This is a genomic window from Actinocrispum sp. NPDC049592, from assembly GCF_040675465.1.
Lineage (GTDB): Bacteria > Actinomycetota > Actinomycetes > Mycobacteriales > Pseudonocardiaceae > Kibdelosporangium.
In genome coordinates this window covers 22,873-49,284 of record NZ_JBFAPA010000023.1, presented here as the reverse complement: position 1 = coordinate 49,284, position 26,412 = coordinate 22,873, and the positions used below count along the sequence as shown (strand labels likewise).

27 protein-coding genes are annotated in these 26,412 nt (G+C 69.4%); 15 read left to right on the top strand and 12 right to left on the bottom strand.

Annotated elements, in window-relative coordinates; translation table 11 throughout:
* Positions 1-2: 2 nt before the first annotated feature.
* From AB0J95_RS42900 to AB0J95_RS42890, 3 genes are all read right to left on the bottom strand, one after another.
* Entirely contained in the window at positions 3-632 is a 630-nt protein-coding gene (locus AB0J95_RS42900) for a TetR family transcriptional regulator (RefSeq protein WP_364771233.1), read from the bottom strand.
* Positions 633-641: 9 nt separating this feature from the next.
* Positions 642-2,693, bottom strand: coding sequence for an HAD-IC family P-type ATPase (locus tag AB0J95_RS42895; protein WP_364771231.1), 2,052 nt, complete (start codon positions 2,691-2,693; stop codon positions 642-644).
* Positions 2,694-2,797: 104 nt separating this feature from the next.
* Positions 2,798-4,444, bottom strand: coding sequence for a glycosyl hydrolase family 28-related protein (locus AB0J95_RS42890; protein WP_364771229.1), 1,647 nt, complete (start codon positions 4,442-4,444; stop codon positions 2,798-2,800).
* A gap of 122 nt (positions 4,445-4,566) precedes the next feature.
* On the opposite strand from AB0J95_RS42890, the gene AB0J95_RS42885 reads away from it, so the two are divergent.
* From AB0J95_RS42885 to AB0J95_RS42875, 3 genes are all read left to right on the top strand, one after another.
* A complete protein-coding gene (locus AB0J95_RS42885) occupies positions 4,567-5,412 on the top strand; it encodes a metallophosphoesterase (RefSeq protein WP_364771227.1) in 846 nt (281 codons plus the stop codon).
* A complete protein-coding gene (locus AB0J95_RS42880; RefSeq protein WP_364771225.1) occupies positions 5,409-6,074 on the top strand; it encodes a 4'-phosphopantetheinyl transferase superfamily protein in 666 nt (221 codons plus the stop codon). Before AB0J95_RS42885 ends, AB0J95_RS42880 begins: the two co-directional genes overlap by 4 nt.
* Positions 6,075-6,210: 136 nt before the next feature.
* Positions 6,211-6,441 carry a hypothetical protein gene (locus AB0J95_RS42875; protein ID WP_364771223.1) on the top strand — a complete coding sequence of 77 codons (231 nt, stop codon included), beginning with the start codon at positions 6,211-6,213 and terminating at the stop codon, positions 6,439-6,441.
* 18 nt (positions 6,442-6,459) lie between these two features.
* On the opposite strand, the gene AB0J95_RS42870 is transcribed toward AB0J95_RS42875, so the two are convergent.
* Both AB0J95_RS42870 and AB0J95_RS42865 read right to left on the bottom strand, forming a co-directional pair.
* A complete protein-coding gene (locus AB0J95_RS42870; RefSeq protein ID WP_364771222.1) occupies positions 6,460-7,257 on the bottom strand; it encodes a DUF1295 domain-containing protein in 798 nt (265 codons plus the stop codon).
* A gap of 15 nt (positions 7,258-7,272) precedes the next feature.
* The gene (locus tag AB0J95_RS42865; protein WP_364771221.1) at positions 7,273-8,535 is read right to left on the bottom strand and encodes a cyclopropane-fatty-acyl-phospholipid synthase family protein; all 1,263 of its coding nucleotides are present in this window, start codon (positions 8,533-8,535) and stop codon (positions 7,273-7,275) included.
* Positions 8,536-8,607: 72 nt separating this feature from the next.
* Here AB0J95_RS42865 and AB0J95_RS42860 point away from each other — a divergent pair, with 72 nt between their 5' ends.
* The 6 genes from AB0J95_RS42860 (at position 8,608) to AB0J95_RS42835 (ending at position 13,572) form a co-directional block, all read left to right on the top strand.
* On the top strand, positions 8,608-9,867 hold the full coding sequence (locus AB0J95_RS42860; RefSeq protein ID WP_364771219.1) for an FAD-dependent oxidoreductase: 1,260 nt from the start codon (positions 8,608-8,610) through the stop codon (positions 9,865-9,867).
* Positions 9,864-10,577, top strand: coding sequence for a DUF1365 domain-containing protein (locus tag AB0J95_RS42855; protein ID WP_364771217.1), 714 nt, complete (start codon positions 9,864-9,866; stop codon positions 10,575-10,577). The genes AB0J95_RS42860 and AB0J95_RS42855 overlap by 4 nt, the downstream gene beginning before the upstream one ends.
* A complete protein-coding gene (locus AB0J95_RS42850) occupies positions 10,574-11,809 on the top strand; it encodes a cyclopropane-fatty-acyl-phospholipid synthase family protein (protein WP_364771215.1) in 1,236 nt (411 codons plus the stop codon). Before AB0J95_RS42855 ends, AB0J95_RS42850 begins: the two co-directional genes overlap by 4 nt.
* Entirely contained in the window at positions 11,802-12,416 is a 615-nt protein-coding gene (locus AB0J95_RS42845; protein WP_364771213.1) for a hypothetical protein, read from the top strand. The genes AB0J95_RS42850 and AB0J95_RS42845 overlap by 8 nt, the downstream gene beginning before the upstream one ends.
* A 111-nt stretch (positions 12,417-12,527) precedes the next feature.
* Positions 12,528-12,953: a hypothetical protein gene (locus AB0J95_RS42840; protein WP_364771211.1), complete on the top strand. Its 426-nt coding sequence runs from the start codon at positions 12,528-12,530 to the stop codon at positions 12,951-12,953.
* Between the two features lie 10 nt (positions 12,954-12,963).
* Complete coding sequence (locus tag AB0J95_RS42835; protein WP_364771209.1) at positions 12,964-13,572, top strand: hypothetical protein; 609 nt, start codon at positions 12,964-12,966, stop codon at positions 13,570-13,572.
* Here the strand turns inward: AB0J95_RS42835 and AB0J95_RS42830 are convergent.
* Both AB0J95_RS42830 and AB0J95_RS42825 read right to left on the bottom strand, forming a co-directional pair.
* Positions 13,565-15,181, bottom strand: coding sequence for an acyl-CoA dehydrogenase family protein (locus AB0J95_RS42830; RefSeq protein WP_364771207.1), 1,617 nt, complete (start codon positions 15,179-15,181; stop codon positions 13,565-13,567). The two genes, AB0J95_RS42835 and AB0J95_RS42830, sit on opposite strands and share 8 nt — an antisense overlap.
* Entirely contained in the window at positions 15,168-15,800 is a 633-nt protein-coding gene (locus AB0J95_RS42825) for a TetR/AcrR family transcriptional regulator (RefSeq protein ID WP_364771205.1), read from the bottom strand. The genes AB0J95_RS42830 and AB0J95_RS42825 overlap by 14 nt, the downstream gene beginning before the upstream one ends.
* Positions 15,801-15,860: 60 nt before the next feature.
* Between AB0J95_RS42825 and AB0J95_RS42820 the strand changes: the two genes are divergently transcribed.
* The 3 genes from AB0J95_RS42820 to AB0J95_RS42810 all read left to right on the top strand — a co-directional run bounded on the left by AB0J95_RS42820 (position 15,861) and on the right by AB0J95_RS42810 (position 19,021).
* A complete protein-coding gene (locus AB0J95_RS42820) occupies positions 15,861-17,051 on the top strand; it encodes a cysteine desulfurase-like protein (protein ID WP_364771203.1) in 1,191 nt (396 codons plus the stop codon).
* A gap of 92 nt (positions 17,052-17,143) precedes the next feature.
* On the top strand, positions 17,144-18,055 hold the full coding sequence (locus AB0J95_RS42815) for a hypothetical protein (RefSeq protein ID WP_364771201.1): 912 nt from the start codon (positions 17,144-17,146) through the stop codon (positions 18,053-18,055).
* An 18-nt stretch (positions 18,056-18,073) separates the two neighbouring features.
* On the top strand, positions 18,074-19,021 hold the full coding sequence (locus AB0J95_RS42810; RefSeq protein ID WP_364771199.1) for a glutathione S-transferase C-terminal domain-containing protein: 948 nt from the start codon (positions 18,074-18,076) through the stop codon (positions 19,019-19,021).
* Between the two features lie 123 nt (positions 19,022-19,144).
* Here the strand turns inward: AB0J95_RS42810 and xylA are convergent, their stop codons facing one another.
* The gene (gene xylA / locus AB0J95_RS42805; protein ID WP_364771197.1) at positions 19,145-20,305 is read right to left on the bottom strand and encodes a xylose isomerase; all 1,161 of its coding nucleotides are present in this window, start codon (positions 20,303-20,305) and stop codon (positions 19,145-19,147) included.
* A 105-nt stretch (positions 20,306-20,410) separates the two neighbouring features.
* Here xylA and AB0J95_RS42800 point away from each other — a divergent pair, with 105 nt between their 5' ends.
* Complete coding sequence (locus AB0J95_RS42800; RefSeq protein WP_364771195.1) at positions 20,411-21,598, top strand: ROK family transcriptional regulator; 1,188 nt, start codon at positions 20,411-20,413, stop codon at positions 21,596-21,598.
* Here AB0J95_RS42800 and AB0J95_RS42795 read toward each other — a convergent pair.
* A complete protein-coding gene (locus AB0J95_RS42795; RefSeq protein ID WP_364771193.1) occupies positions 21,576-21,794 on the bottom strand; it encodes a hypothetical protein in 219 nt (72 codons plus the stop codon). The genes AB0J95_RS42800 and AB0J95_RS42795 overlap by 23 nt on opposite strands.
* Positions 21,795-21,866: 72 nt before the next feature.
* Between AB0J95_RS42795 and AB0J95_RS42790 the strand changes: the two genes are divergently transcribed.
* Positions 21,867-22,382 carry a hypothetical protein gene (locus tag AB0J95_RS42790; RefSeq protein ID WP_364771191.1) on the top strand — a complete coding sequence of 172 codons (516 nt, stop codon included), beginning with the start codon at positions 21,867-21,869 and terminating at the stop codon, positions 22,380-22,382.
* A 561-nt stretch (positions 22,383-22,943) separates the two neighbouring features.
* The gene (locus tag AB0J95_RS42785; RefSeq protein WP_364771189.1) at positions 22,944-23,228 is read left to right on the top strand and encodes a restriction endonuclease; all 285 of its coding nucleotides are present in this window, start codon (positions 22,944-22,946) and stop codon (positions 23,226-23,228) included.
* Here the strand turns inward: AB0J95_RS42785 and AB0J95_RS42780 are convergent.
* The 3 genes from AB0J95_RS42780 to AB0J95_RS42770 form a co-directional block, all read right to left on the bottom strand.
* A complete protein-coding gene (locus tag AB0J95_RS42780; RefSeq protein ID WP_364771187.1) occupies positions 23,225-24,892 on the bottom strand; it encodes a sulfatase in 1,668 nt (555 codons plus the stop codon). The two genes, AB0J95_RS42785 and AB0J95_RS42780, sit on opposite strands and share 4 nt — an antisense overlap.
* 121 nt (positions 24,893-25,013) lie before the next feature.
* A complete protein-coding gene (locus AB0J95_RS42775; protein WP_364771185.1) occupies positions 25,014-26,039 on the bottom strand; it encodes an NlpC/P60 family protein in 1,026 nt (341 codons plus the stop codon).
* 132 nt (positions 26,040-26,171) lie between these two features.
* Positions 26,172-26,300 (bottom strand): hypothetical protein, encoded by a 129-nt coding sequence (locus tag AB0J95_RS42770; RefSeq protein WP_364771183.1) that lies wholly within the window; start codon positions 26,298-26,300, stop codon positions 26,172-26,174.
* Positions 26,301-26,412 lie beyond the last annotated feature (112 nt).

The following is a 26,412-nucleotide window of genomic DNA, read 5'->3' as shown; positions in this document are numbered from 1 at the left end:
GGTCACTTCTGCTCCCCCTTTGGTTGCGGTAGCCCGGCTGCGATCGAGGCGATGGCCTCGTCGAACAGCTGCGTCACGGACGCGTCGCCGTCCTTGGCGAACCACCGCCGGATGGCCGCCTGGAAGGCCGCCCCCACGGCGGCGAAGATCAGCGCCGGGTAGTAGTCGTCCGGGTCGACACCCGCGCGGGCCGCGATGGCCTCGCAGGTCATCCGCTCGGTCTCGCGCCGGGCGCTGAACATCTTCACGATCAGCCCGGGGTCGTTCTCGATGATCGACACCCGGACCAGCCACTCGTCGGCCTCGCGGTCGATGCGCAGCGCGGCCGAGCGCATGGCCGTGGCGAACGCGCGGAACGTGCCGACCTCGGCGGGAACGGCGGCGAACTCGTCGAGGATGCGCTGGGTCTCGGCGATCGGGTCGTCGTCCGGCCGCAGGACGGCGTCCTCCTTGGCCGGGAAGTAGTTGAAGAACGTCCTGGTGGACACGCCCGCGCGCTCGGCGATGTCGTCCACCGTGACGTTGTCGTACCCGCGCTCGACCGACAGCCGGATGGCGGCCTCGGCCAGCGCTTTGCGCGTCTCGATCTTCTTGCGCTCGCGCAGGCCCAGCTTCAGGTCGGCATCCGGCATGCGACCAGGCTAGCGGGGATCTTGCATCCTCTGCAAACTTGCAGGGTGTGAAATGAGTCCCTCGGACAGCACCGCGTTGAGGCCGTAGAGGGTCGCCCGGACGTCCTCGACCTGCGCGTCCGGCCGGGCCAGGTGGGCACCCAGGCGCCGGACCTGACGCTCGATCTCGCCGGTGCGCTGCAACGGAACCACGTGGTCGGAGATGAGGTGGTAGGCGCGCAGCACCGAGCGCTGGGCCTGCGGGGTCATGCCGGAGGACAGCTCGTCCGCGGCCTTGCGCACGGCGAGCCGCACCGGCCGCAGGTGATCCGGGACCGGCCCGGGCAGCTGCGCCTTCGGGCGGACCGGGTTCAACGCCCGCAGCGCCCCGGCGACCATCGCGACGTCGATGACCGACCGCAGCAGGACGGCCACGATCGGCGCGAACCAGCCCAGCGCGGACAGCCCCATCGCGCCCGCGACCAGCAACAGTCCACTCAACGTGGTGATCACGGCGATGATCCGCGACCGGCGCGCGGTGGTGATCGCGTCGGCCAGGCGCGCGACCATCCCGTCCGCGATGATCATGTCCGCGACACAGGTCCCTCGTCCGCTCAACGCGACGCCGACATCGGCCGCGCCGACCGCCGGGTCGTCGCCGACCATCAGCGTGCGGCCCTTGCGGCGTTCCTCGCGGACGCGCTCCACCTTGTCCGCGGTGCCGCACCCCGTCCACAGTTCGTCGACGCCCAGCAGCACGCCGACGTCCTCGGGGTCGTTCAGCCGTCCCCTGGTCACCAGCACCAGCCGCTTGATCCCGGCGGACCTCAGTTTCCGCAGCGACTCGGCGGCTTCGGGGCGGACCTCGTCGCGCACGAGCAGGGCCCCGGCGGGCTGACCGTCCACAATGACCCATGCCAGGCCTGCGCCGTCCAGACTCGCGCGCGCCTGCGCCACCTTCACCCAGTCCGCGGTCACCTCCGGCTGGGTCTCGGTGACGATGACCTTGCTGGTCCGCGTCCTGTCCCGCACTCCAGCGGCTTTCGCGGCACGCACGACCGCACCCGCCAACGGGTCGGGCCGGTACTGCTGCACGGACGCGGCCAGCGCGAGCACATCGTTGGTCAGCCGCCCCGGCGCGGCGACGACCTCGGTCACCGACAACGCCCCCAAGGTCACCACGCCCGCGCTGTCGACCACTCCGACGCGGGTGCGCGCGAGGTGATCGAGAATGCCCGCGTCGCCCATCACCACGCCTTGCCGCGCCGCCCGGTTCACGCCCGCGAGCAGCGACAACGGCCTGGCCAGCAGGATCGGGCCGGGCGCGGCCACCGCCAACGCGGCGAACGCGGCCAGCGAGTCGCGCGTGACGAACCAGATCACCCCGGAGATCAGCACCGACAGCGGCAGGAACACCACCGCGGCCCGGTCCGCGCGGCGCCCGGGCTCGGCGCGGTCGGACACCGCGCGCCCGGCGAGTCGCGCCATCGCGGCCCACGTTCCCTCGTTCGCCGGCACGGTCGCGATCAGCTCGACCGGGTCGCCCGCGTTGATCGCGCCGCTGCGCACGGACTCGCCTTTGCGCCGCAGCACCGCGATCGGGTCACCGGACAGCGGCGCCTCGTCCAGCACCGCGTCGGCCAGCAACCGTCCATCGGCCGGGACGGCCTCGCCGGTCACCACCCGGATCCGGTCGCCGGTGGCGATCTTGGTGTCCTGCTCGGCGACCTTGATCGCGGCGAGCTGTCTGGTCGCCATACGCCAGGCGCGGATCTCGATCATCCGGCCGAACACGGCCAGCACGCCGATCGCCGCACCGACTTCGTGCTGGTGGACCAGCAACGCGGCGCCGACGACCGGCATCGCCAGCAGGCTCGCGTCGACCCGCCGGCCGGCCAGACCCTCGATCGCCCACACCGCGAGTGGCGCCAGCCACACCGGCGCCGCGACCGTCCACAGTAGATCGGCACCCGGCATGCCCAGTAACTCCACCACCGCCGCGACCACCGTCAGAAGGATGGCCGCGACGAGCGCGGGCACGGACGCGAGCCGCCAGATGAGGCGGTCCTGGCCGGTGATCATGCCGGAACTCCCAGCTGTCAAAAGACTTATAGCCAAGGAGTACCCGCAATCGGCCGGACTGCGCAACCGATTGACTGATCTTTTTAGACCATTTTTTCGCTGTGCTACGGAAGCCCTCTCAGTTCGCGCTGGGCTTTGTGAAGGTTCTGCGGGGAGACTGTGACGTCGCCGTAACTGTCCAGCCGGGCGCCGAGCGGGCCGGTGAAGTCCGGGCGGTCGACCTGCCCGAAGTCGCGAACCGTTGATATGCCTACGGTCGCGCTCATCGGGGCGACCTCGTCGATGCGCACGCAGCCCGCCCGCTGGTTGGTCACCGTGACGTTCCAGTGCGCGAACCGGGCCCCGTACAAGGGACCCGCGTCCGCGCTGCCGCCGTGCGAGCCGTCGTTGAAGATCACCACCTCGGTTCGCACGTTGCCGAACGGCAGCCCCCGGTGGGTGTCGAAGGTGCCCGCCTCCATCCGGCCCTTGGACCAGACATTCCCACAGGACAAGCCTTCCACGTTGATCCCGTGGTGACCCGAGCCCGGGGTGGGCGGCTCGGTGAACTTGCCGATGCCGAAGTCCTCGATCAAGTTGTCGTGCGACTGCTCGCGGCAGCAGTACGAGTGGTGCTGGCCGCGGCCGGCCACCCACGTCCGCGAGAGCGTGACGCCTTTCGCCGCTACCAGCAGGAACCCGTTGTCACTGTCCACAACGGTCACATCGTCGGCCCAGCAGTCCCAGGCGCACTGGAAGACCAGGCCGTTGTACCCCTTGTCCTGCAGGTGCGCTGGTCGGACCGTCTTCACCAGCCGGATCGTCAGGCCCTCGACGCCCGCTCCGGTTACCGCCGGGGCCGACGTGGTGAGCCGCGCGTTCCACTCCGGCCGCAGCTGCACCGGCAAGGGCTGCGCGAACGTCACCTTTGTCCCGGTTATCGCGGCGATCCGGACCGGCCACTGGAAAGGCTTGTAGGACAGCAACTTGGTCTTGTCGGTCCACACGTAGGTCCGCGTGCCGGGGATGTCGCCGCACATGTGCTTGAGCAGACCGTGCGCTGGATCGTCGTCTACCTGCAGCAACACCCGATCGCCGACCTCGAGGCCGCTCGCGTCGGCCACGTCCACGGTGAAATCACCGCGCCGGGCGGGCTTCACCACAGTGGTGATCGGCGCCGAGGCGTCGCCTTCGTTGCCCAGCCAGCCTTCGAGCGGCCAGTTGTGCGCCTGAATCGCGTTGATCAACGTGCTGCGGCGATCACGGTGGCAGACCCAGACCAGCCCGCCGCACCAGCTCCACGCGGAGTTCTCGCTGCCGTAGCGGCTGCGGTTGATGCCGACGATCTGTTCGAGCGACCGGGTGGCATACAGCGTGGTCCGGCCGCTGCCCGCGCCGCGCAGCACGACGTTGGAGTAGCCGACCTCGACGATGTCGTCGATCCGGAAGGTGCCTTCCGGCACGTACACGACTCCCCCGCCGGACTTGCCGACGTCCGCGATGGCGCGGTTGATCGCCGGGGCCGCGTTCGCCGACCCGTCCGCCTTGGCGCCGTAGCGGAGCACGTTGACGTGCGCGGGCCGCTGCGTCGGCAGCCGCTCGCCCAGCCGGTAGCCCGCGAAGGAAACATTTGGGATCTGGGGATGGTCGTAGGGGTTCTGGACGAACTCCTGCCATAACACTGGTACCGCTGCCTGCGCGGAGCCCCCGCCCGCCGCCAAGGCCGCAGCCGCGGTGCTTCCCACCAGGAACTTCCTGCGATCGAACGCCATCGCCACTCGTCCTCACATCCCGGTCGTGGCGGCGGCAGGGGTCGTCATTCAGTGAGTACCAGAGACCCCGGTCACAGTGAAAGGACGAATTGCCCTACCCGGGCCTCGGTAAGGTCGGCGGAGTGAGCACCGCACCACAGCTGCTGGCCATCAGCGACCTGCACGTCGGTCACGAGGACAACCGCCCGATCGTCGAGGGCCTGCGCCCCGAGCACCCGGGCGACTGGCTGATCGTCGGCGGCGACGTGGCCGAGACCGCCGCGGACATCGAGTGGGCGCTGAGCCTGCTGAAGTCGCGGTTCGAGACCGTGGTGTGGGTGCCCGGCAACCACGAGCTGTGGACCACCTCGAAGGACCCCGTGCAGCTGCGGGGCGTCGAGCGCTATCAGCACCTGGTGGCGATGTGCCGCCGGATCGGCGTGCTGACGCCCGAGGACGAGTTCCCGGTGTGGACCGGTGACGGCGGCCCGGTCCGGATCGCGCCGCTGTTCGCCCTCTACGACTACACGTTCCGGATCGACGGGGTGAACAGCAAGGAGGAGTCGCTGAAGGCCGCGCACGACGCCGGGATCGTCTGCACGGACGAGTACATGCTGCACCCCGACCCGTACCCGTCGATCGACGCCTGGTGCGACGCGCGGATCAAGGAGTCGGAGAAACGGCTCGCCGACTGCGACCCCGATGTGCCGTTGGTGCTGGTCAACCACTGGCCGCTGGTCCGCCAGCCGACGCGGATCCTGCGCTACCCGGTGTTCGCGCAGTGGTGCGGGACGGTGCAGACCGCTGACTGGCACACGCGGTTCAACGTCGCCGCCTGCGTGTACGGCCACCTGCACATTCCGCGGGCGACGGTGTACGACGGCGTGCCGTTCACCGAGGTCTCGCTGGGCTACCCGCGGGAATGGCGGCCGCGGGGCCTGCCGGAGAAGCTGCTGCGCCCGGTGCTGCCCGCGCGGGTGACGCCGTGATCATCGAGAAGCTGATGCCGGCGGGTGTCGTCTGCCGGGACACGACCGAGGACGCGCCCGAGTCGACCCTGTTCCCCGAGGAGGCCGAACGGGTCGCCAAGGCCGTGGACAAACGGCGCCGGGAGTTCGCGACCGTCCGGCACTGCGCCCGTCAGGCGCTCGGCGAGCTGGGCATCGAGCCGGCCCCGATCCTCAACGGCGAGCGTGGCGCGCCGCAGTGGCCCGCCGGGGTGGTCGGCAGCATGACGCACTGTGCCGGGTACCGGGCCGCGGTGGTGGCTCGCTCCTCGGACATTCACACGATCGGGATCGACGCCGAACCGCACGCGCCGCTGCCGCAGGAGGGCATGCTGAGGATGATCGGCCGCGAGGAGGAGATCCCTCGGCTGGCCGCGTTGTCGGCGCGCGACCCGGGCGTGCACTGGGACCGGATGCTGTTCTGCGCCAAGGAGGCCGTGTACAAGGCGTGGTACCCGCTCACCCACAAGTGGCTCGGCTTCGAGGAGGCCTCGGTCACGCTGGACCCGGCGGGCACGTTCGACGCGCGGCTGCTGGTGCCCGGGCCGGTGATCGCGGGCGAGCAGGTCTCCGGGTTCACCGGGCGGTGGATCGTCAGCGACGGGCTGGTGATCACCGCCATAGTCGTCCCGGTCGCCGAATAGGGATGCGCCCGGGTTGGGTCACTGCTATGGTGATGCCATGGGCACTTTGGGCAACTGAGAACCTCCGCACGCTCGTTCCAGCGCCGCGTTGAGCCGTTTTGCCGTCCCCTTTTTCACCCTTTCCGGGAGGTTTCCCATGCGTGCACGCCCGAAATCGAAGAAGAATTCCGAGGCTGAGCCCCAGTCACTGTCCTTCATGCAGCCGATCGAGCCGCGTGACCCGGCCGACGAGCCGGAAAAGCCCAGCCGCGCCGAGCGCCGGGCCGCCAAACAGCAGCATCAGCAGGGTCACGGCGCGAAAGTGCAGACCATGCGCAACCAGGCGACCCAGAACCACCGCAACTTCGCCAACCGCCGCTCCGGCTGACGGTTTCCATGTACACCGCTATGCGGGAGACCGCCCTCCGGCGGTTTCCCGCTTCGGCGGCAACGGGAAAAACCCGCTCGTGCGTGCGACGTAGTCCGCGTATTCCGGGCGGGTTTTCCGCATGTGTTTCTCGGTGAGCGGTTTGCCCGAGCCGCCTGCCAGCAGCCAGATCATGGCAATGGGCGAAAGAACGGTCGCCGCCCCGGCCCAGCCGCCGAGCGCGAGCAGATAGAGCCCGGTCCACACCGCCGCGTCCCCGAAGTAGTTGGGGTGCCGCGTGTACCGCCACAGACCGGTCGTCATCAGCTTGCCCTGGTTCGCCGGGTCCGCCTTGAACCGGCTCAGCTGCCAGTCCCCCACCGTTTCGAACACCATCCCGACCGCCCACACGACCGTCGCGACGACCGCCAGCCACACGGGCGGGGCGGGCAGGTACTGGGCGGCTTGCACGGGCAGCGAGACGAACAGCATGATCAGGCCCTGCGTCAGGTAGACGACCTTGAGCAGGTGCAGGTTCGGGTTGCCCTTGGCGCGCCGGCGGATGGCGGCATAGCGCGGGTCCTCGGGCTTGGCGCTGTTGCGGATCGCGATGTACCCCGCCAGCCTCGCGCCCCAGATGACCGTCAACAGCGCTGGGAGGACCTCCGGGTCCGTCGCGAGCGCCAGGGAGACGATCGCGATCAGCGCGAACCCCAGTCCCCACGCGGTGTCGATGAGGTCGTGCCGGTCCCGCTTGACCGAGACCCCGAACACCACGCCCATCAGCACGACGACCGCGAGCGCCGAGAACGCCAGGTTGACCAGGAAATCGCCCATCGGTCCAGTCTCCCATCAATCCGCGTGCTCGTGCCTGCGAACGGGCAGCGGCTCGACGCGGGTCAGCGGCATTCCACTGTGACCGTCCACTGTGGTCTTCGTGGCGGTGATCTGGTCGACGCCCATCCGGTTGTCCTCGAACGCTAGGGCGCCGCCGGCCAGGTAGAGCCGCCAGATGCGGGCCTGTTCCCCGCCCACCAGCTCGACGGCCTCGGCCCAGCGGTCCTCCAGGGTCGCGGCCCAGGCGTCGCAGGTCAGGACGTAGTGCTCGCGCATGGCGTGGACGTCGCGGATCTCGAAGCCCGCGTTCGCCAGGTGGTTGAGGGTGGCGCCGATGGGGCGCATGGTCATGTCCGGGGCGATGTACTTCTCGATGAACGCGCCGCCGCCGGGAGCCGTGGCACCGCGGGACATCTGCTGCAGCACGAGGCGGCCTTCCGGTTTGAGCATGCGGAACAACGTCTGGGTGTAGACCGCGTAGTTCTGCTCGCCGACGTGCTCGCCCATCTCGATCGAGGCGACGGCGTCGAACGGGGCGTCGGTCAGCTCGCGGTAGTCCTGCAGGCGGACGTCGACCCGGTCCGACCGCGACCGGATGAAGTCGCGTTGCTGGGCCGAGAGGGTGATCCCGGTGGCGTGCACGCCGTAGTGGGCGGCGGCGTGGATGATCAGCGAACCCCAGCCGCAGCCGACGTCCAGCAGCCGCATGCCCGGCTCGAGGCCGAGTTTCCGGCAGATCAGGTCCAGCTTGTCGGTCTGGGCCTCGTGCACGCCATAGCCCGGGTCCCGCGAGGTCCAGTAGCCGCACGAGTAGGCCATGTGCTCGTCGAGCAGCAGGCTGTAGAACGCGTTCGACAGGTCGTAGTGGTGTGAAATGGCCGCACGGTCACGACGGCGGGTGTGCAGGCGCCCCTGCAGCCGCGCCTCGCTGAGGGGGATCCGCGGCCGGGGCCCGATCACGCCCAGCCGCACCGCCGACCGCGCGATGTCCAGCCAGTCCACCGGACTGGGCTTGGCGGTCACGCCCAGGCTCCAGAACCGGCTCAGCCCGTCGGCCAGCGAACCCTCGACGTCGAGATCGCCGCTGACGTAGGCACGCGCCAGCCCGAGTTCGCCAGGCTGCCACAGCACATGCCGTAGTGCACGACGGTTCCGCAACACGATGCACGGCCCGTCCACGGCACCGGCCCGGCTGCCGTCCCACGCCTTGAGACCGACCGGGAGCTTCGCCCCGAGCAGCCGTTCCACCAGATCCACGAGTTCCCGCGCCACGCCCATGGCTGAGGTTCGGCGCCGGACGTCCCCCGGATTGGGGACAAGCCGGATCCGCGCCCGCACCGAATGACCGGCATGGTGCGCACCGAACGAGTGGCCGTGATCGGCGCCGGAGTGGCCGGGCTGACCGCCGCCTACCTGCTGCAACGCCGTCATGACGTGACGCTGTTCGAGGCACAGCCCAGACTGGGCGGGCACGCGCACACGCACGACGTGCCCACAAAGGACGGTGGGCTGGTCGCGGTGGACTCCGGCTTCATCGTCCACAACGAACGGACCTACCCGAACCTGCTCCGCCTGTTCGGTGAACTCGGCGTACCCACCCAGGACACCGAGATGTCCATGAGCGTTCGCTGCGACGGGTGTGGCCTGGAGTACGCCGGTGCGCGAGGCTTGCCAGGGTTGTTCGCGCAGAAGCGGAACACAGCGAACCCGCGGTACCTGCGGATGCTCACCGAGGTGCTGCGGTTTCACCGGCATGCCCGGCGGGTCCTCACCTGCCCGGAGGCGGATGAGGTCACCTTGGCGACATTCCTGGCCATCGGCGGGTACTCGGAGTACTTCGTCCGGCATTTCGCGATCCCGGTGGTGTCGGCCGTCTGGTCGGCCGGACCGGCGGTCAGCGGACGCTATCCGGCGCGGTACCTGTTCTCGTTCCTGGCGAATCATGGGATGTTGTCGGTCACCGGATCACCCCAGTGGCGCACGGTCGCCGGCGGTTCACGGACCTATGTGGACCGTGCGGTGAAGGCGTTGACCGCGGTGCACGTCTCCACCCCGATCCGGGCGGTACAACGGACATCCGGTGGGGTGACCATCCACGATGACGCCGACCAGGTGCATCGCGCGGACCGGGTCGTGATCGCCACCCACCCGGACGAGGCCCTGGCGCTGCTGAAAGACCCCTCCCCGCGGGAAACCGAGGTGCTGGGCGCGTTCCGTTACTCGCGCAACGAGACCTGGCTGCACACCGACGAAACGGTCCTGCCACGGGATGCCAAAGCCTCCTGGAACTACCGGAAAACCGCGTGCCGGGACGAAAACGGCCCCGTGCTGGTCAGCTACGACATGAACCGGCTGATGAACCTGACCGGGCCGGAGAGCTACGTCGTCACCCTGAACGCAGCCGACCGCATCCGGGAAGACCGCGTGATCGCCAAAATGGTCTACGAACACCCGGTGTACACTCCGGAATCGGTTGCCGCCCAACAACGTCTGCCGGAACTCAACACGAACACCACGGCCTACGCCGGGGCGTACCACGGCTGGGGCTTCCACGAGGACGGCTGTGCGGCGGGAGTCCGGGCGGCCGCGGCGCTGGGCGTGACGTGGTGACCACGCTGTATGAGGCCGAGGTCGCCCACTTCCGGAACATCAAGCCGCACAAGGCGTTCCGGCACAAGGTGGCGATGTGGCTGGTCGACCTGGACGAGTTGCCGCGGCTGTCCTGGTGGCTCCGGCCGTTCGCCCGGTTCGAGGCCCGCGACCACCTCGGCCGCCCGGACCGGACCATCCGGGCGAACCTCGAAGCGTGGCTCGCCAAACAAGGTGTCGAGGCCGACGGCAAAATCCTTATGCTGGCCAACGCCAGAATCCTCGGCCACGTCTTCAACCCCGTCAGCGTGTTCTGGTGCCTCGACGCGCAGGACACCACGACGTGTGTCGTCGCCGAGGTGCACAACACGTACGGCGAACGGCATTGCTACCTGCTCACCACCGACAAGCAGGACAAAGCCAGCACCAGCAAGGAGTTCTACGTCTCACCGTTCCAGCAGCCGGGCGGGACCTACCGGATGCGGCTGCCCCGGCCCGGCGACCGCCTCTCGCTGACCATCAGGCTCAAGCAGGACGGTGCTGTTCCTGAGATCCCGCTCGTGGCCACCCTGCGGGGCACGAGCGTGCCGGTCACGCCCAGAACCGTGCTGCGGGCGGCGTTCCGCTGGCCGGCCAGTGTCCTGATCAGACGGCACGGCATCGCCCTGTGGCTGCGCCGGGCCCCGATTGTTCGCAGACCACACCACATCGCGCAGGATGGTGTCCAATGACGACAGTTGCCACGGCCGCCGAGCGCTGGCCCTGCCTGACCGAGATCCCGCATTCCCCGGCCAGGGCGTGGATCGCGGAGAAGTTGTTCCGGCGCACGGCCGGGCGGCTGCCCATCCAGGTGGTCTTCCCGGACGGCGAGCGGATCGGCACCGGCGGCCCGGTGATGACCCTGGTGCGGCCCGGGGAGTTCTTCCACCGGCTGGGCGTGGACGCGAAGATCGGGTTCGGTGAGGCGTACATGGCCGGCGACTGGACCAGCGAGGACCCCGTGGGCCTGTTCACCCCGTTCGCGCAGCGGATGGCGGTGCTGGTGCCCAAGCCGTTGCAAGTGTTGCGGCGCTGGGTGGATGCGCGCCGGCCATCGAACGAGCGCAACACGGTCGAGGGCGCGCGTGCCAACATCCACCGGCACTACGACCTGTCCAACGAGATGTTCGAAGTGTTCCTCGACTCGTCGATGACGTACTCGTCGGCCTGGTTCGCGCCCGGCGATGACCTGCATTCGGCGCAGCTGCGCAAGATCGACGGGATCCTGGACCTGGCCGGGGTCCGCGCGGGCATGCACATCCTGGAGATCGGCACCGGCTGGGGCTCGCTGGCGCTGCGGGCCGCCCAGCGGGGTGCGCGGGTGACCACGTTGACGATCTCCGGTGAGCAGCAGGCGCTCGCCGAGCAGCGGATCGCCGAGGCCGGGTTCGCCTCGCAGGTGCGGGTGCTGCTGCGGGACTATCGTGCGGCGCAAGGACATTACGACGCCGTGGTGTCGGTGGAGATGATCGAGGCGGTCGGCGAGGAGTACTGGCCGGCCTACTTCGCCACGATCTCCCGCGTGCTCAAGCCGGGCGGCCGGGCCGGTCTGCAGGCGATCACCATGCCGCACGACCGGATGCTGGCCACCCGTCACTCGTACACGTGGATCCACAAGTACGTCTTCCCGGGCGGGCAGCTGTTGTCGGTGCCCGCGATCCAGGACAACGTGGCGAACGCCGGGCTGCGGATCTCCTCGCGCCGCCAGCTCGGCCCGCACTACGCGCTGACCCTGCACGAGTGGCGGGAGCGATTCCACGCCGGCTGGGGCCGGATCGCCGAGGCCGGGTTCGATCCGGTGTTCCGCCGGATGTGGGACTTCTACCTGGCGTACTGCGAGGCCGGGTTCCGCGCGGGATATCTGGACGCCTGGCAGTTTTCTCTGCGCAAGGCTGGTTCGCGGCTACCATCGGGTGGTGGCTGAGCCGATCCTCGAGACGGTGCCGGTCCGCCCGGACCCGCCACCGAAACCCGGGTACCCACCCGGAATGTGGTTGCTGGCCGGGCTGGCCGGCCTGGTCGTGGGCGCGCTCGCGATCGGCGGCGCCTGGCTGGCGACCGGCACCACCGCCCGGCCCGACACCCGGCCGATCCCCGCGCTCACCCAAGTGGGCCAGTTCGAGCCGTACGACCGGGTGCTGGCCGGGCAGAACCCCCGGATCACACGGGTGATCGAGAACGAGCGCAAAGCCGCGCAGGAGAACACGAAACGGTTGTCGGAGTCGCACGGCGGCGCGGCGGCCCTCTACGCGCACCTGGCCGACGACGGCATCAGTTCCCAGCTGATGGTGCAGATCTACCGCGACCAGACGGCCAATCCGCCGTTCGTGCCGTTCGGCGACTCGACGCAACAGACCATCCAGCAGCACGGCGATGTTTCCTGCGTGCTGATCGGCGATCTCACCCGGGCCGCTCGCTGCACGAGGTCCAGCGAAACGCTGACCGTCGAGATCACGCCGGCCGGTGTGGTGGCCCAGAACCCGGCGGAAGTTTCCGGACTGGTGGACGAAATCTGGGAAAAGGTGTCGTGACTGTCGCTACCCTCGCGCGGCTCCGGCGGGCAGGACTCCCGCCCGATCGCCGCACCCGCCAAGATCGGCGCACTGGTCCCGTTCGACAAGGCGGAGCCGAACCGGAAGCCGATGGCCAAGCCGGTGGTGGAGCGCACGCTCAAAGCGATGCAGGAGAGCACCAAACGACTGTCCGAGTCGCACGGCGGCGCCGGTGCCCTCTTCGCGCACTACGCCGACAACAAGCTCGAGTCGAACTTCATGGTGGTGGCCTACCGCGACCGCTCCGCCGATCCGTTGTTCGTGCCATACGTGAACCCGGACGACCTCGGCCTGGCCAAGCCACAGCAGACCGTGGAGCGGTACGGCTCGGTGTCCTGTCTGGTGATGAACGACCCGACACCGCAGGGGCAGACGCCCGCGGCCGGCTCGGCGCGGGCGGCGAAGTGCTCGCGGTCGAGCGGCGCCCTGACGGTGGAGATCACGCCGGACGGCGGCGACCACTCGCCGAAGCAGGTCGCCGAACTGGTGGACGAAGTCTGGGCCTCGGTGTCCTAACCTTGGTGTTATGCGTGTTCCCTGGGCTTTGCTGATGGCTGGTCTGGGCGGGCTCGCGACCGCGGGCGTGGTCGTCGGTGGGGCGTGGGTGCTCAACACGACGGGCACGTACATCGACAAACAGCCCATCGACCCACCGGCGCGGGTGGGCGCCTATCTGCGGTACGACAAGATCGATGTCCGGTCGTCGGGGCGGCCGGACATCCAGCAGAAGATCCTGGAGCAGAACGCGAAAAGCTCGGAACTGCTGTCGCAGGCGCATGGCGGGGCGGCCGCCGTCGTCCAGTTGTACGCCGGACGGGATCTGCGGCAGCAACTTTCCGTCCAGATCTACCGGGCCCCGTCGGCGCACCCGTTGTACGTGCCGTACGAGGACTATCAGCGTTACCGGTTGGCGAAACCCACACAGTCGGCCGAGGAGTTCGGTGAGGTGTCGTGTGTGGTGCGCAACGACCCGACGCCCGCCGGGCAGCCGCCCGGGCCGAACGGCACGCACACCTCGTTGTGTTCCCGTACCAGCAAAGCGCTGACCGTCGAGGTCCGGCCGGTCGGCGATCTGGCCGACCAGCCGGACGACGTGGCCGCGCTCGTCGACTCCCTGTGGAACGCGATCACATAGCGCGTTCGATGATCGCCTTGGTGTCCACACCCGGTGGCAGCGCGCCGAAAGCACCCGTCCACTCGCCGAACCGCGAGGCGCAGAACGCATCCGCGACCGCCGGGACGCCGTGCCGGACGAGCAGCGAACCCTGCAGCACCAACGCCATGGTCTGCACCAGGTGCCGCGCCCGGTACTCGATGTCGTCCACATCGGACAGCTCCTTGCGGAGACCGATCACGGCCTGGTCCAGCCGGGCGTCCGCGCCGGTGGCCTGCTCGACCTCGGCGAAGTAGGCGTCCACGGTCGCGGGCTGGCGGGCCATCGCGCGCAGCGTGTCGAGCGCGGCCACGTTGCCGGAGCCTTCCCAGATGGACTGCAGCGGCGCCTCCCGGTACAGCCGAGGCATCCCGGACTCCTCGACGTACCCGTTGCCGCCCAAGCATTCCAGGGCCTCGGCCGCGTGGATCGGGGCGCGCTTGCAGACCCAGTACTTGCTCACCGCGAGCCCGAGCCGGCGCAACAGCTCCTCGTCCGCCGAGCCTTGCAGGGCCGCGTCCGAGGCTCCCGCGAGCCGCATCGCGACCGTCGTCGCGGCCTCCGACTCGACGATCAGGTCGGCCAGGACGTTGCGCATCAACGGCTGGTCCACCAGCCGCGCTCCGAACGCCCGCCGGTGGCTGGCGTGGTGAACCGCTTGCACGGCACCGAACCGCATCCCGGACGCGCTGCCGACCGTGCAGTCCAGGCGGGTGTTGTTGACCATCTGGATGATCGTCCGCACGCCCTCGCCCTCGGCGCCCAGCGGCCAGCCGACGGCGTTCTCGTACTCGATCTCGGCGGACGCGTTCGACCGGTTGCCGAGCTTGTCCTTCAACCGCTGCAAGCGGATCGGGTTGCGCGTGCCGTCCGGCAGCACCCGCGGCAGCAGGAAGCACGACAGGCCGCCGGGCGCCTGCGCGAGGGTCAGGAACATGTCCGACATCGGCGCCGACGTGAACCACTTGTGCCCCACCAACCGGTATGTGCCGTCCCCGGCCGGAGTGGCCACCGTGGTGTTCGTGCGGACGTCCGACCCGCCCTGCTTCTCGGTCATCGACATGCCCGCGATCAGGCCGCGCTTGGCCGAAGGCACGCGCAACCCGAAGTCGTAGGTGCGCGCGGTGAGCAGCGGCTCGAACTCGGCGGCGAGGTCGGCGTTCGCGCGCAGCGCGGGGATGGCCGCGTAGGTCATCGAGATCGGGCAGGTGTGCCCGGCGTCGACCTGGCCCCACACGTACAACTTGGCCGCGCGGGCGATGTGCGCGCCGGGCGTCGGGTCGGCCCACGGTGCCGCGTGCACGCCGTGTTCGACGGCGACGGTCATCAGCTCGTGCCAGTACGGGTGGAACTCGACCTCGTCGATCCGGTTGCCGTAGCGGTCGTGCGTGCGCAGGACGGGTTCGTTCTCGTTGACCACCCGGCCGCGTTCCTGCCACTCCTGGCTGCCCGCGAGGCGTCCCAGGGCGTGCAGGTCGTCCTCGGCCCAGCCGGCGCCGTGCCGTCGCAGGCCTTCCAGCAGCGCCGGGTCGGCGGCGACGTCGTGGCCGACGAGCGGCGGGACCTGGTTGGTGACCTCATGAGTGGGCATCGGAACCTCCGAGGGCGCGCAGTGTGAACGCGATGAGTTCGGGCAAGGAATCCGGCACAGCGTCGACTCGTTCTTCATCGATCTGCGCACCGGCGGCCAGGGGGCCGACGAGGATCTCGCCGAGCGCGCCGATCAGGGCGGCGGCGGTGATCTCGGCGTTCTGCGGCGGCAGGACTCCGGTGGCCACCGCCTCGGCGATCCGTTCCGCGGCGATGTCCCGGAACGCGCGGCGGAACACCAGGCGCTCCTGGTCCACCGCGGGGTCGACGGGTTCGACCAGGAGGGCGTAGGCCAGGCGAGGGGACTTCAGGGCGCGGGAGGTGAACGTCTCGACCACGGCGACGATCCGTTGCACCAGGTCACCGGGCTGCGCGGCGGCCTGGGCGACCGCGTCGACCTCATGGCCGCAGACCCGGCGGAACAGCTCGACGGCGAGCTCGGTCTTGCTGGTGAAGTGCTTGTACATGGTCCCGGTGGCGATCCCGGCGCGGGCCGCGACCGCGGCCATCGAGCAGCCCGCGTAGCCCTGCTCGGCCACGAGGTCGATCGCGGCCTGCAGGATCGCCGCGCGCTGGTCGTCCATCCGCGCCTGGACCCGAGGGGTTCGCCGGTAGGGCACGCAAGAAGTGAACCAGTGATTCACTGCTTCACGCAAGAGACCGGTATCTAGGCTGCACCTATGCCGTACGACGTCGAGAAGGTCCGCGCTCACTTCCCGGCGCTCCACGAGGGCGCCGCGCACTTCGACGGGCCGGGCGGGTCCCAGGTCCCTGACGTGGTCGCGGACGCCGTGGCGGGCACGTTGCGGGCGGCGGTGTCCAACCGCGGCTCGGTGACCAAGGCCGAGCAACGCGCGGAGCAGATCGTGGCAGAAGCCCGCCAGGCGGCCGCGGACCTGCTGGGGGCGCAGCCGGCCGGGATCGTGTTCGGCCGGAGCATGACGCAGCTGACCTACGACCTGTCCCGCACGCTGGCCAAACAGTGGCTGCCCGGGGACGAGGTGATCGTGACCAAGATGGACCACGACGCCAACATCCGGCCGTGGGTGCACGCCGCCGAGGCCAGGGGCGCCCTCGTGCGCTGGGCGGAGTTCGACCGGGCCACCGGAGAGCTGCCGGTCGAGGCGATCAGCAGCCTGTTGAGCACGCGGACACGCGTTGTCGCCGTGACGGCCGCGTCGAACCTGCTCGGCACGCGGCCGTCGATCGCGCGGATCGCTCCGCTGGTGCACTCGGTCGGGGCGTTGCTGTACGTCGACGGGGTGCACCTCACGCCGCACGCGTGGGTCGACGTCGAGGCGCTGGGCGCGGACTTCTACGCGTGCTCGCCGTACAAGTTCCTCGGTCCGCACCTGGGCATCGTCGCCGCCCGCCCGGCGCTGCTCGAGTCGTTGCGGCCGGACAAGCTCATGCCCGCCACCAACGACGTGCCCGAGCGGTTCGAGTACGGCACGCTCCCCTACGAACTGCTGGCCGGGACCACCGCGGCGATCGACTTCCTGGCCGATCTCGTGCCCGGCACCGGTCCACGCCGGACCCGGCTGGCCAGGTCGATGCAGGCGCTGGAGGACCACGAGCACTCGCTGCTGACCCGGCTGGAGACCGCACTGCAGGGCACCCGCCAGTACGGCTCGCCGACCCGGGACCGTACGCCGACGCTGTTGTTCAACGTCGACGGCGTGACCCCGATGGAGGTGTACCGGAAACTGGCCACACACAACGTGAACGCTCCCGCGGGCACCTTCTACGCCCTGGAATGCGCCCGCTGGCTGGGCATCGGCGACGCGGGCGCGGTCAGGGCCGGGATCGCCCCGTACACCAACGAGTCCGATGTGGACAGACTGGCCGCCGCGGTGCGCACTCTCGGGTAACTGCGCGCGATCAAAGCGTTCCGGCGGGTGTTCGTGCGCGGTTGCCGGTGAACCGTGATCATTCGGGCGGTAAACTTCAGGGACTACACCGCATGAACCGGGGGGACCGAGATGGGCTGCCGCCTGCCATGACCAACCTGATCATCGCGATCGTGCTGTGCGTCGCGGTCGCCATCGCCTACGCGGTGGCGGCGCTGATCCAGGCGCGCCATGCCCATCTCACCGTCAGCCAGCTCGCGCGCGTACCGGTGTTGTGGGCGGCCATGGGGCTCAACGGTCTTGGCGCCGCGCTGCACGTCACGTCGCTGAAGTTCGGCCCGTTGTCGCTGATCCAGCCGCTGGGCGTGCTCACGCTGGTGATCGCCGTCCCGCTGTCGGCCGCTTCGGCGCGCCGCCGGGCCACCCGGCTCGAGCTCACCGGCATGATCAGCACCGTCGTCGGCCTGGCCGGTCTCAGCCTGATCATCACCACGACCGGCAACCACGGCACGCTCGGTTCCGGCGCCCTCGTCGGGCTCGTGGTCGCGACCGTCGTTGTCGTGACGGTGTTCGGGTTGCTGGGGCGGCGACCGGGGGCGTCGACGCTGTGGGAGGCGGTCGCGGGCGGGATGGCGTTCAGCGTCTGTTCGGCCTTATGCCAGACCATGGTCGTGACTGTCGGCAACGGTGGTCTCGGGACACTGTTACACCCCTTGTCGATTCTCGCGATTCTCGCCATCGGCACGTTCGCGGTCGTCGCAACCCTGCTCACCCAACGCTCCTACCGCGACGGCCTCAGCGCTCCCCTTGCCATCACCAACATCGTGAACCCCGCCACCGCCACGGTCATCGGCGTGGTGCTGCTGAACGAGACCCTCGCCACCACCAAGCTCGAGGTCTTCCTCGCCGTGGCCTGCGCTCTGCTGGCCGCCTTCGGCGTCACCCAGCTCGCCCGCGCCCGCGACGCCGCCGCACATCCGGCCATGGACAGCGCCCCGCCGCAGCGATCAGCCGCCGCGGGGTGACAGTCGTAGGCTCGTGGGGTGACCACGAAGGAGTTCAAGCGCGACACCAACTACATCACCACCCGGATCACCAAGGACGGCAGCGAGGGCTATCCGGTGCAACCGGGGCGCTACCGGCTGGTCGCGGCGGCGGCCTGCCCGTGGGCCAACCGGTCGGTGATCGTCCGCCGGCTGCTGGGCCTGGAGGACGTGATCTCGCTGGGGATGGCCGGTCCGGTGCACGATGAGCGGTCGTGGTCGTTCGACCTCGACCCCGATGGCCGTGACCCGGTGCTCGGCATCGAACGGTTGCAGGAGGCGTACTTCAAGCGGGAACCGGACTATCCGCGCGGGATCACCGTTCCGGCCATTGTGGACATTCCGAGCGGAGCCGTGGCCACCAACGACTTCGCCCAGATCACCCTGGACTTCTCCACCGAATGGCGGGAGTACCACCGGGAAGGCGCGCCCGACCTGCTGCCCGAGGACCTGCGCGACGAGATGGAAGTCGTGATGAAGCGGGTCTACACGGAGGTCAACAACGGCGTGTACCGGTGCGGGTTCGCCGGCAGCCAGGAGGCGTACGACGACGCCTACGACCGGTTGTGGACCGCGTTGGACTGGTTGGAGCAACGCCTGACCGCGCAACGGTTCCTGATGGGCGACTCGATCACCGAGGCCGATGTGCGGCTGTTCACCACGCTGGCCCGGTTCGACGCGGTCTACCACGGGCACTTCAAGTGCAACCGGAACAAGCTCAGCGAGATGCCCGCGCTGTGGGGCTACGCCCGGGACCTGTTCCAGACCCCCGGATTTGGCGACACGATCAACTTCCCGCAGATCAAAGAGCACTACTACGTCGTGCACACCGGCATCAACCCGACCCGGATCATCCCCAGGGGCCCGGACCTCTCCGGCTGGACCACCCCGCACGGCCGCGAAAAACTGGGCGGCCGCCCCTTCGGCACCGGCACCCCACCCCCCTAACCCCCGCGTGTCCCACATTCACGGCCCCCGTGTCCCACATTCGCCGCCCCCGTGTCCCACGTTCACGGCCAGCGAATGTGGGACACACCGGCGGCGAACGTGGGACACGCGCGGAAGGGAGGGCTAGAGGCGGGCGCCGACGGCGTACTCGAAGGCCAGCTGGGACAGGTGCGCGAAGCCGTAGCCGCGTTCGGCGGCCTTGTCCGGGTCGAACTCCTCGAACGCGGACTTGTCGTTCCTCAGGTCGGCCGGGGTCTCGCCGGGCGCCAGGGTCGGCACGGACAGCTCGGGCACGCGTGAGGCCGCCAGCGCCGCCTGGACCTCGGGGTCCTTGCGGAACGCCTCGGCGCGTTCCTTGAGCAGCGTGTAGCTGCGCATGTTCGCGGCCGCGCTGGCCCACACGCCGTCGATGTCCTCGGTGCGGAACGGCTTGTAGTCGAAGTGCCGCGGGCCGTCGTAGCCGCCCGTCTCCAGCAGGTCGACCAGGAAGAACGCCGACAGCAGGTCGCCGTGGCCGAAGATCAGGTCCTGGTCGTAGCGGGGGCCGCGCTGGCCGTTGAGGTCGATGTGGAACAGCTTGCCCTGCCAGAGGGCCTGGCCGATGCCGTGCACGAAGTTCAGCCCGGCCATCTGCTCGTGGCCGACCTCCGGGTTGAGCCCGACGATGTCGTGGTGCTCCAGCTGGGAGATGAACGCCAGCGCGTGCCCGATCGTGGGCAGGAAGATGTCGCCGCGGGGTTCGTTCGGCTTGGGCTCCAGCGCCAGCCTGAGGCCGTAGTCGTTGTCCTTGACGTACTGGGCCAGGGTGTCGATGCCCTCGCGGTAGCGGTCCAGGGCGGCGGCGACGTCCTTGGCGGCGTCGGTCTCCGAGCCCTCGCGCCCGCCCCACAGCACGTAGGTGTGCGCGCCCAGCTCGGCGGCCAGGTCCATGTTGCGCATGACCTTGCGCAGCGCGTACCGGCGGACCGAACGGTCGTTGCTGGTCAGGCCGCCGTCGCGGAACACCGGGTGGTTGAACAGGTTCGTGGTGGCCATCGGGACCACGAGCCCGGTGTCGGCCAGCGCCTGCTTGAACCGGGCGATCTGGGCGTCCCTCGCGGTGTCGTCCGACCCGAACGGGATCAGGTCGTCGTCATGGAAGGTCACGCCGTAGGCGCCCAGCTCGGCCAGCTTGTGCACGGCCTCGACCGGGTCGAGCGCGGGCCTGGTCGCCTCCCCGAACGGGTCCACCGCGCGCCATCCCACGGTCCACAGGCCGAAGCTGAACTTGACTGGGTCGGTCACGATCACTCCCGCGTCTCGAATCGAATAGTTCGATGCCTAAACTTAATCGTGGTGATGCGGCGAGGCAACTACTTGTGCACCCCGTCGCGCCATTAGCATGACGTGGTGACCCAACCGCGGCCAGCGGGCCAGCACACAGTGCGCCGACACAACTCCGCGCTGGTGCTCGGCGCCATCGCCGACTCGCCCGGGATCTCCCGGGCGGGTGTGGCCGCGCGCACGGGCCTGACCAAGGCGACCGTGTCCAGTCTGGTGGACCGGGCGATCGTCGCCGGCCTCGTGGTCGACGGTGAGCCGGCGCACCGCGAAGGCCCCGGCAGGCGCGGTACCGCGCTGACCCTGTCCCCCGCCGGGCCGCACGGCCTGGGTGTCGAGATCGGCGTCGACTACATCGCGACCTGCCTCGTGGACCTGACCGGCCGGGTCAGCCGCCAGCGGATCCGCCCCGCGGACAACCGGGCGCAGCCCGCCAACCGGGTGCTGGTGAAGGTCGCGCGGGCGATCCGGTCCGTCTTCTCGGAGTTGCCGGTGGTCGTCGGCGGCATCGGGGTGGCCGTGCCCGGTCTGGTCGAGAACTCGACGGGCCTCCTTCGAACCGCCCCGAACCTCGGCTGGCGCGACGTGGACATCCCCGCGGAACTCCGCGACCGCGCCGCCCTCGCGGACATCCCCGTACTGGCGGGCAACGAGGCCAACTTCGCCGCCCTGGGCGAGATGTGGAGCGGTGAACACCCGGAGCTGCGGGACTTCATCCACGTGTCGGCCGAGATCGGCATCGGCGCGGGGATCGTGATGGACGGGACGCTGTTCGAGGGCGTGCGGGGGTTCGGCGGCGAGATCGGCCACCTGTCCGTGGACGCCAAGGGGCCACAGTGTTCCTGTGGCGCAAGGGGTTGCCTCGAGGCGGTGGCCGGGCAGGACGCCATCCTCGCGCAGTCCGGGGTTTCGGACGTCCCGGCGTTGGTCGCACGGCTGGAGTCCGGTGACCGCAAGGCATTGACGGCGGTGCGCCCGGTGGCCCGCTACCTCGGCACCGCACTGTCCAATGTGGTCAACCTCCTGGACGTGCCCACCATCGTGCTGGGTGGCACGTACGCGGCCCTCGGCCCGTGGCTGCAGGAGCCGCTGCAGGAGGAACTCACCCTCCGCGTCGTCAGCGCGGCCTGGTCCCCCATCACCATCCTCCAGTCCACCCTCGGCACCGAGGCGGCCATCCGCGGCGCCGCCACCTCCGCCGTCCGCGCCATCATCGCCGACCCCGACCCGTTCATCACAGCCACGGTCCCCGGCTAGCGGGGTCGAGGTTCTGCTCGTCCCACACGGAGACCGCGTCCTTCTTCGCATCACGGCGGGAGACCGGCAGGTTCCGCTCCGACAACGCCGGGGTGACGGCCGCGAACTCGTCGCCGGGTCCATCGGCCGCGCCGACGTTCCGTGGCGAGCAGTTGCTCGTGAAACCGTCAGCAGGCGGTTTCGCTGGGCCCGGCACCTGTCCGGCGGCGGTTGCCGATCAACGGGTACGCTCGATACTGGATCGGATCTTTCGGACAATTGGGGTGTCGTGAAGCGCGTAGGGATGGCGTTGGTGGCCGGGGTGATGGTGGCGGGGTGTTCGACGGGTGCGCCGGCCAGGCCGGTGCCGCCGCAGAGCCCGTCGGCGAAGACAACCGCCACCAGCACGAGTGCGGCTCCGCAGGTGATGAAGTTCGGGCAGGAGCGGCCGGGTAAGCGTGGGGTGATCGTGGTGGGTGCGCCGGTGGCGTTCGAACTGCCCGCCGACCCCGCCCGCGGCAAGGACCTGACCCGCGGCCTGCGTTTCGAGGTCACCGTCCGCAACACCACCCAGCAGGCGCTGGAGGCCGCCGCCTTCGCCTTCTCGGCCACCGCCAACGGCGCCCCCGCGACCCTCATCACCGACCCACAGAAGCAGATCGGCGACAAACTCCAGGCCGATGTCCTGCCCGGCAAGGAAGGCAAGCTCGGCGTCGTCACCGCCCTGCCCGCAACCCCCGCCGAGGTCACTATCAAGGTCGTCTTCGAGAAGACCAACCCCCTGTACTGGACCGGCACGGTCTAGCGCGGTCCAGGACAACCCGATTGCCACATAGCGTCACCATCGACGAGCCACTAACGTCGGACAGCGCGCGAACAGGTGAAAGCCGAGGCGGCGGCCCTGACGCGGATGGTCGCCGAACGCGCTGCCGAACTCGACGGGTTGCTGCTCAACGGAGTGGCCGACCCCGGAACAACCACGTTCGATCAACTGCGCCAGACCTACCTGCCCGTCCCGTTCGACGCTGCCGGACTCGGAACACCCTGCCCTGCACCGCAATGGCACCAGTTCGCCCCTGAGCCGCCTGCGGGCCTGGGCCGGGTGTTCGGCAAGAGCGGTCACGAACGCGCGGTGCGAGAGGCGAACACACGCTTCGCCCAGGCCACTGCCGACCACCAAGGAGATCAGGGAGCGCTACGCAAGCCTGGTGGCGCAGATCGTGCTGCACACGATGCACCGGGTCTTCTCGATCATGCCGCACGACGTTGTCGGCGAAGTGGCCGTGAACGGGCATGTCCCCACCCGGAACAAAGCCACCGGCCAGCCCGAACGACCTTGCCTGGTCAGTGTGTCCGGGACGACGGTGTGGACGCCGTGGCGGTCAACCCCAACCCGATCATGGGCGGGGTGTGCGTCATCCAGGCCAAGCGCTACAGCAAGGTCGTCCCGATGGAGGCCGGGGTGATGGAGGACAAGAAGGCCAGCCGGGGCGAGCTGGTGACCACCTCATGGTTCGGCAAGGCCACTGAGGACTTCGCCGGTCGTCACGAACGGATCCAGCTCATCGGCGGTCCGCAGCTCGTTCACCTGCTGGCCGAGTACCTGAACCTCAACGTGATAGTCGGCCAGCTCCGAGTGCGGCCCGCTTAGCCCGGTGGGCGGATGCCCTGGGTGGATGGGGGTGGGGTGGTGGGGCCGAAGGCGGTGAAGAAGCGGTCGCGGAAGGCGCTCATGGGCCAGACGGGGGCGTGGTCGCTCGGCCGGAGGTTGTCCTCCCAGCCCCAGCCGGCGATCCGGTCGAGGACGGCGGGGTCCTTGGCGACGAGGGTGATGGGGACGTCGTGGCTGGCGCCCTCGCCGCTGACGATCGGCTGCGGCTGGTGGTCGCCGAGGAAGACCAGCACGAGGTTGTCATCACCGTGGCGCTGGAGGTACTCGATCAGGGTCGTGAGGCTGTACTGGATGGACTGGCCGTAGGCCGCCTTGATCTTGCCCTGGTCCGGCCAGACGTCGTTGGGCTGTTTGGCCGCGGCGGGTTGGGGGCCGAAGATGCTGCCGTCGCCGACCTTGTCCCAGTCGACCATTGTGGGCAGTGGCGCCCACGGGGTGTGGCTGGTCACCAGGTCGATCTCGGCCATCAGCGGCGCGTGGCCGGGGGTGCGCTCCAGCCGCTGGAACGCCGACATCGTGTACTGGTCGGGCATCTGCGCGTAGAAGTACTTGGGGCCCTTGTAACCCACGTTGCGTGAGTCGTAAAGCTTGTCGTAGTCGTAGAACTTGCCCTCGGGCCAGTCGTACATGTTCTCCGGCAGGTCGCCCACGGTCCGCCAGCCGGACTTCTTGAACGCGTGGCTGAAGGTGAACCGGTCACCCGCCACCAGGGAGTCATACCGGTGCTGGTTGCTGATCCACACCCCGGACTGGAACGTCGAGTGCGCCAGCCAGCTCCCGCCGCCGAACGTCGGCGAGGTCAGAAAAGCGCTGCGCACCCCGAAACCGGCGTTGCGCAGGGCCGTGGTCCCGTTGGCCAGCACCGAGTTGACGCCCGGCGCGATCGCCGGGTCGGAGATGGCGACCTTGCCATAGCTCTCGATGAACGTGAACAGGACGTCCTTGCCGCGCAACCCGTTCAGCAGGTCCGAAGAGGACCGGAACGCGTCGACGGCCACCTCGTCCTTGAAACTCCTGGCGTCCGCGATGTTGTGCGTCACCTGCCGGGTCTGCAGATACGTGTATCCGGCGGCACTGCGCGAAGCGACCGGAAATCCGAAAGCAGCACAGAAAACCCAAATAACACTCAGAACGGCGAGTGTCCTAATTGCACCGGTCCGGTGCGCGACGGTCAAACGAGTCACCCGGAGAGCCGCGAAAACCATCAACACCAGCAGTCCCACGGCGACCAGCACGGCGACAATCACCGCGATGACCGCGCCGGTCTGCCCGAAGCCCTCCCGGACGATGCTCACCGCCGGGCCGAGGAAGTCCCAGTCGTACATGGGATCGAAGCCACGGTCGAACGCCGAGTAGAAGCCGAAGTCGAAGGCCTTGAAGATGGCCACCAGACCGAGCAGCACACCGCCCACAATGGCCACTGCCTTGCGCGGCCTCGGCGGCAGGACCAGCACGAGCGCGACGCCGATCAGCGCCTCCACCGGGATCCGCAGGAACGCCCACGGGGAGAGCTTGCTCAACTGGTTCGGCGTGACCATCGCGTACAGCAGGAGCAGGAACGCCAGCGCCGTGAGCACACGGCCGGCGATCACCCGCCAACGCGGTTCGTGGTCGGCCGTGCGCACTTGGCCGTCGTCGCTCATATCGTCCTCAGCTGTCGATTGCTTCCCCTTACCGCCAATACGCACAGCCGCGCGCCAACGGTTCAAAGAAGATTCGCCAAACCCTAGCCGGACAGCGAAAACGCCTGAGCAACAGGTGGATTCAGTTCATAACGCGGCGAATCACCGTAATCGGGCCGATCGAGTCGATCGGGGCGATCCGGATGTTCTGGCCGACGGTCGGCGCGTGGATCGCGCGGTTGCCGTCGATCGCCATCGCAACGTGGTGCACCGGGTTGTAGTAGAAGATCATGTCCCCGGCGCGCACGTTGGCGCGGCTGACCACCTGGCCGAACTGCGACTGGTCGATCGACACCCTCGGGATGTTCAGCCCGGCCTGCTTGTAGGCGGTCTGCATCAGCCCGGAGCAGTCGAACGCGCCCGGCCCGGTCCCGCCCCACAGGTACGGCTTGCCCTTCTGCGCGAGGGCGAACTGGACGACCGCGCCCAGGTTGCCCTTCGGCAGGACCACACCGGCGCCGCTGTCGCCCGGGTCGGCCAGGATGGCCTTCTGCTCGGGGGTGAGCCGGTCGAGCGCGGCCCGCACCTCGGTGATCTGCCGGGTCAGCTCGTCGCGGCGGCGTAACACCTGGTCGGCGCCCGCCTGGGCGGTCGCCTCGGCCTTGCGGGCCTCGATCTGGGCCGCGGTGGCGTCCCTGGCGGCCTTCTCGGCGTCCGCGATGGCGAGCCTGCCCTGCTGGGCGGCCGCGCCGGACAGCTGCGAGGCGATGCTGGCCGCCTGCATCTTGGTGACGACGTCGTCCTTGCTGTTGCTGGTCAGGAACGCCGACATGGCGTTCAGGTCGCCCCCACCGACCAGCAGGGTGTCCACCCGCGCCTTGTCGTCGCGCGCCTGGGTGACCCGGCCGCGGGCCGCGTCGGCGGCGGCGCGGGCGGCGTCGGCACGCTGGGTAGCCGCGGCGGAGTCGGCCTTCTTGTGCTCCAGGTCCTCCTGGAACCGCAGCAGGTCCTCGTTGACGCGCTCGGCCTGGTTGGACAGGTCGTAGTAGTGGCCGAGCAGGCCCGCGACCGTCGTCGGCGGCTCACTGCTCTCCTCGGCACCGGTGGGCGCAGCGGTGATCAGGCCCGCGACCAGCGCACTCAGCGCCGCGAGCACGATCCTGCGCACCAGGGCACCTCTCCAGCCGCCCGACCGCACCAGCCTGCCCACTCGTCCCCCTCGCTGCCTCACCGATCCCCTGCCGCCGACATTGTTACCGATCTTGAAGCGATACGGCAGGGCCTTACGGCTCAAAGACTGTCAGATACAGGCTGTGCGCGGTGTGAAGTCGCGCGGAACTCCGCTGCCGTCGAACACCTGAACGCGGGTGGCCGGGCTCCAGCAGGACACGGCGACGTCCGGGTTCGCGGCCAGGTGGCCACCGAGCACCAGACCACCTCGCCGGTGATCCGCCAGGAACTCGTCTTTTGAGCGCCGCGAACGACCCGGCCATACCGGTGCCCTCCCCTTTTCGCCGGGATCATCCGGGCACCCGCTGCGC

Coding starts and splice junctions, on each gene's coding strand:
- AB0J95_RS42900 (WP_364771233.1), bottom strand. CDS start 632: ATGCCGGATGCCGACCTGAAGCTGGGCCTGCGCGAGCGCAAGAAGATC.
- AB0J95_RS42895 (WP_364771231.1), bottom strand. CDS start 2,693: ATGATCACCGGCCAGGACCGCCTCATCTGGCGGCTCGCGTCCGTGCCC.
- AB0J95_RS42890 (WP_364771229.1), bottom strand. CDS start 4,444: ATGGCGTTCGATCGCAGGAAGTTCCTGGTGGGAAGCACCGCGGCTGCG.
- AB0J95_RS42875 (WP_364771223.1), top strand. CDS start 6,211: ATGCGTGCACGCCCGAAATCGAAGAAGAATTCCGAGGCTGAGCCCCAG.
- AB0J95_RS42870 (WP_364771222.1), bottom strand. CDS start 7,257: ATGGGCGATTTCCTGGTCAACCTGGCGTTCTCGGCGCTCGCGGTCGTC.
- AB0J95_RS42865 (WP_364771221.1), bottom strand. CDS start 8,535: ATGGGCGTGGCGCGGGAACTCGTGGATCTGGTGGAACGGCTGCTCGGG.
- AB0J95_RS42860 (WP_364771219.1), top strand. CDS start 8,608: ATGGTGCGCACCGAACGAGTGGCCGTGATCGGCGCCGGAGTGGCCGGG.
- AB0J95_RS42850 (WP_364771215.1), top strand. CDS start 10,574: ATGACGACAGTTGCCACGGCCGCCGAGCGCTGGCCCTGCCTGACCGAG.
- AB0J95_RS42840 (WP_364771211.1), top strand. CDS start 12,528: ATGGCCAAGCCGGTGGTGGAGCGCACGCTCAAAGCGATGCAGGAGAGC.
- AB0J95_RS42835 (WP_364771209.1), top strand. CDS start 12,964: ATGCGTGTTCCCTGGGCTTTGCTGATGGCTGGTCTGGGCGGGCTCGCG.
- AB0J95_RS42830 (WP_364771207.1), bottom strand. CDS start 15,181: ATGCCCACTCATGAGGTCACCAACCAGGTCCCGCCGCTCGTCGGCCAC.
- AB0J95_RS42820 (WP_364771203.1), top strand. CDS start 15,861: ATGCCGTACGACGTCGAGAAGGTCCGCGCTCACTTCCCGGCGCTCCAC.
- AB0J95_RS42815 (WP_364771201.1), top strand. CDS start 17,144: ATGAACCGGGGGGACCGAGATGGGCTGCCGCCTGCCATGACCAACCTG.
- AB0J95_RS42780 (WP_364771187.1), bottom strand. CDS start 24,892: ATGAGCGACGACGGCCAAGTGCGCACGGCCGACCACGAACCGCGTTGG.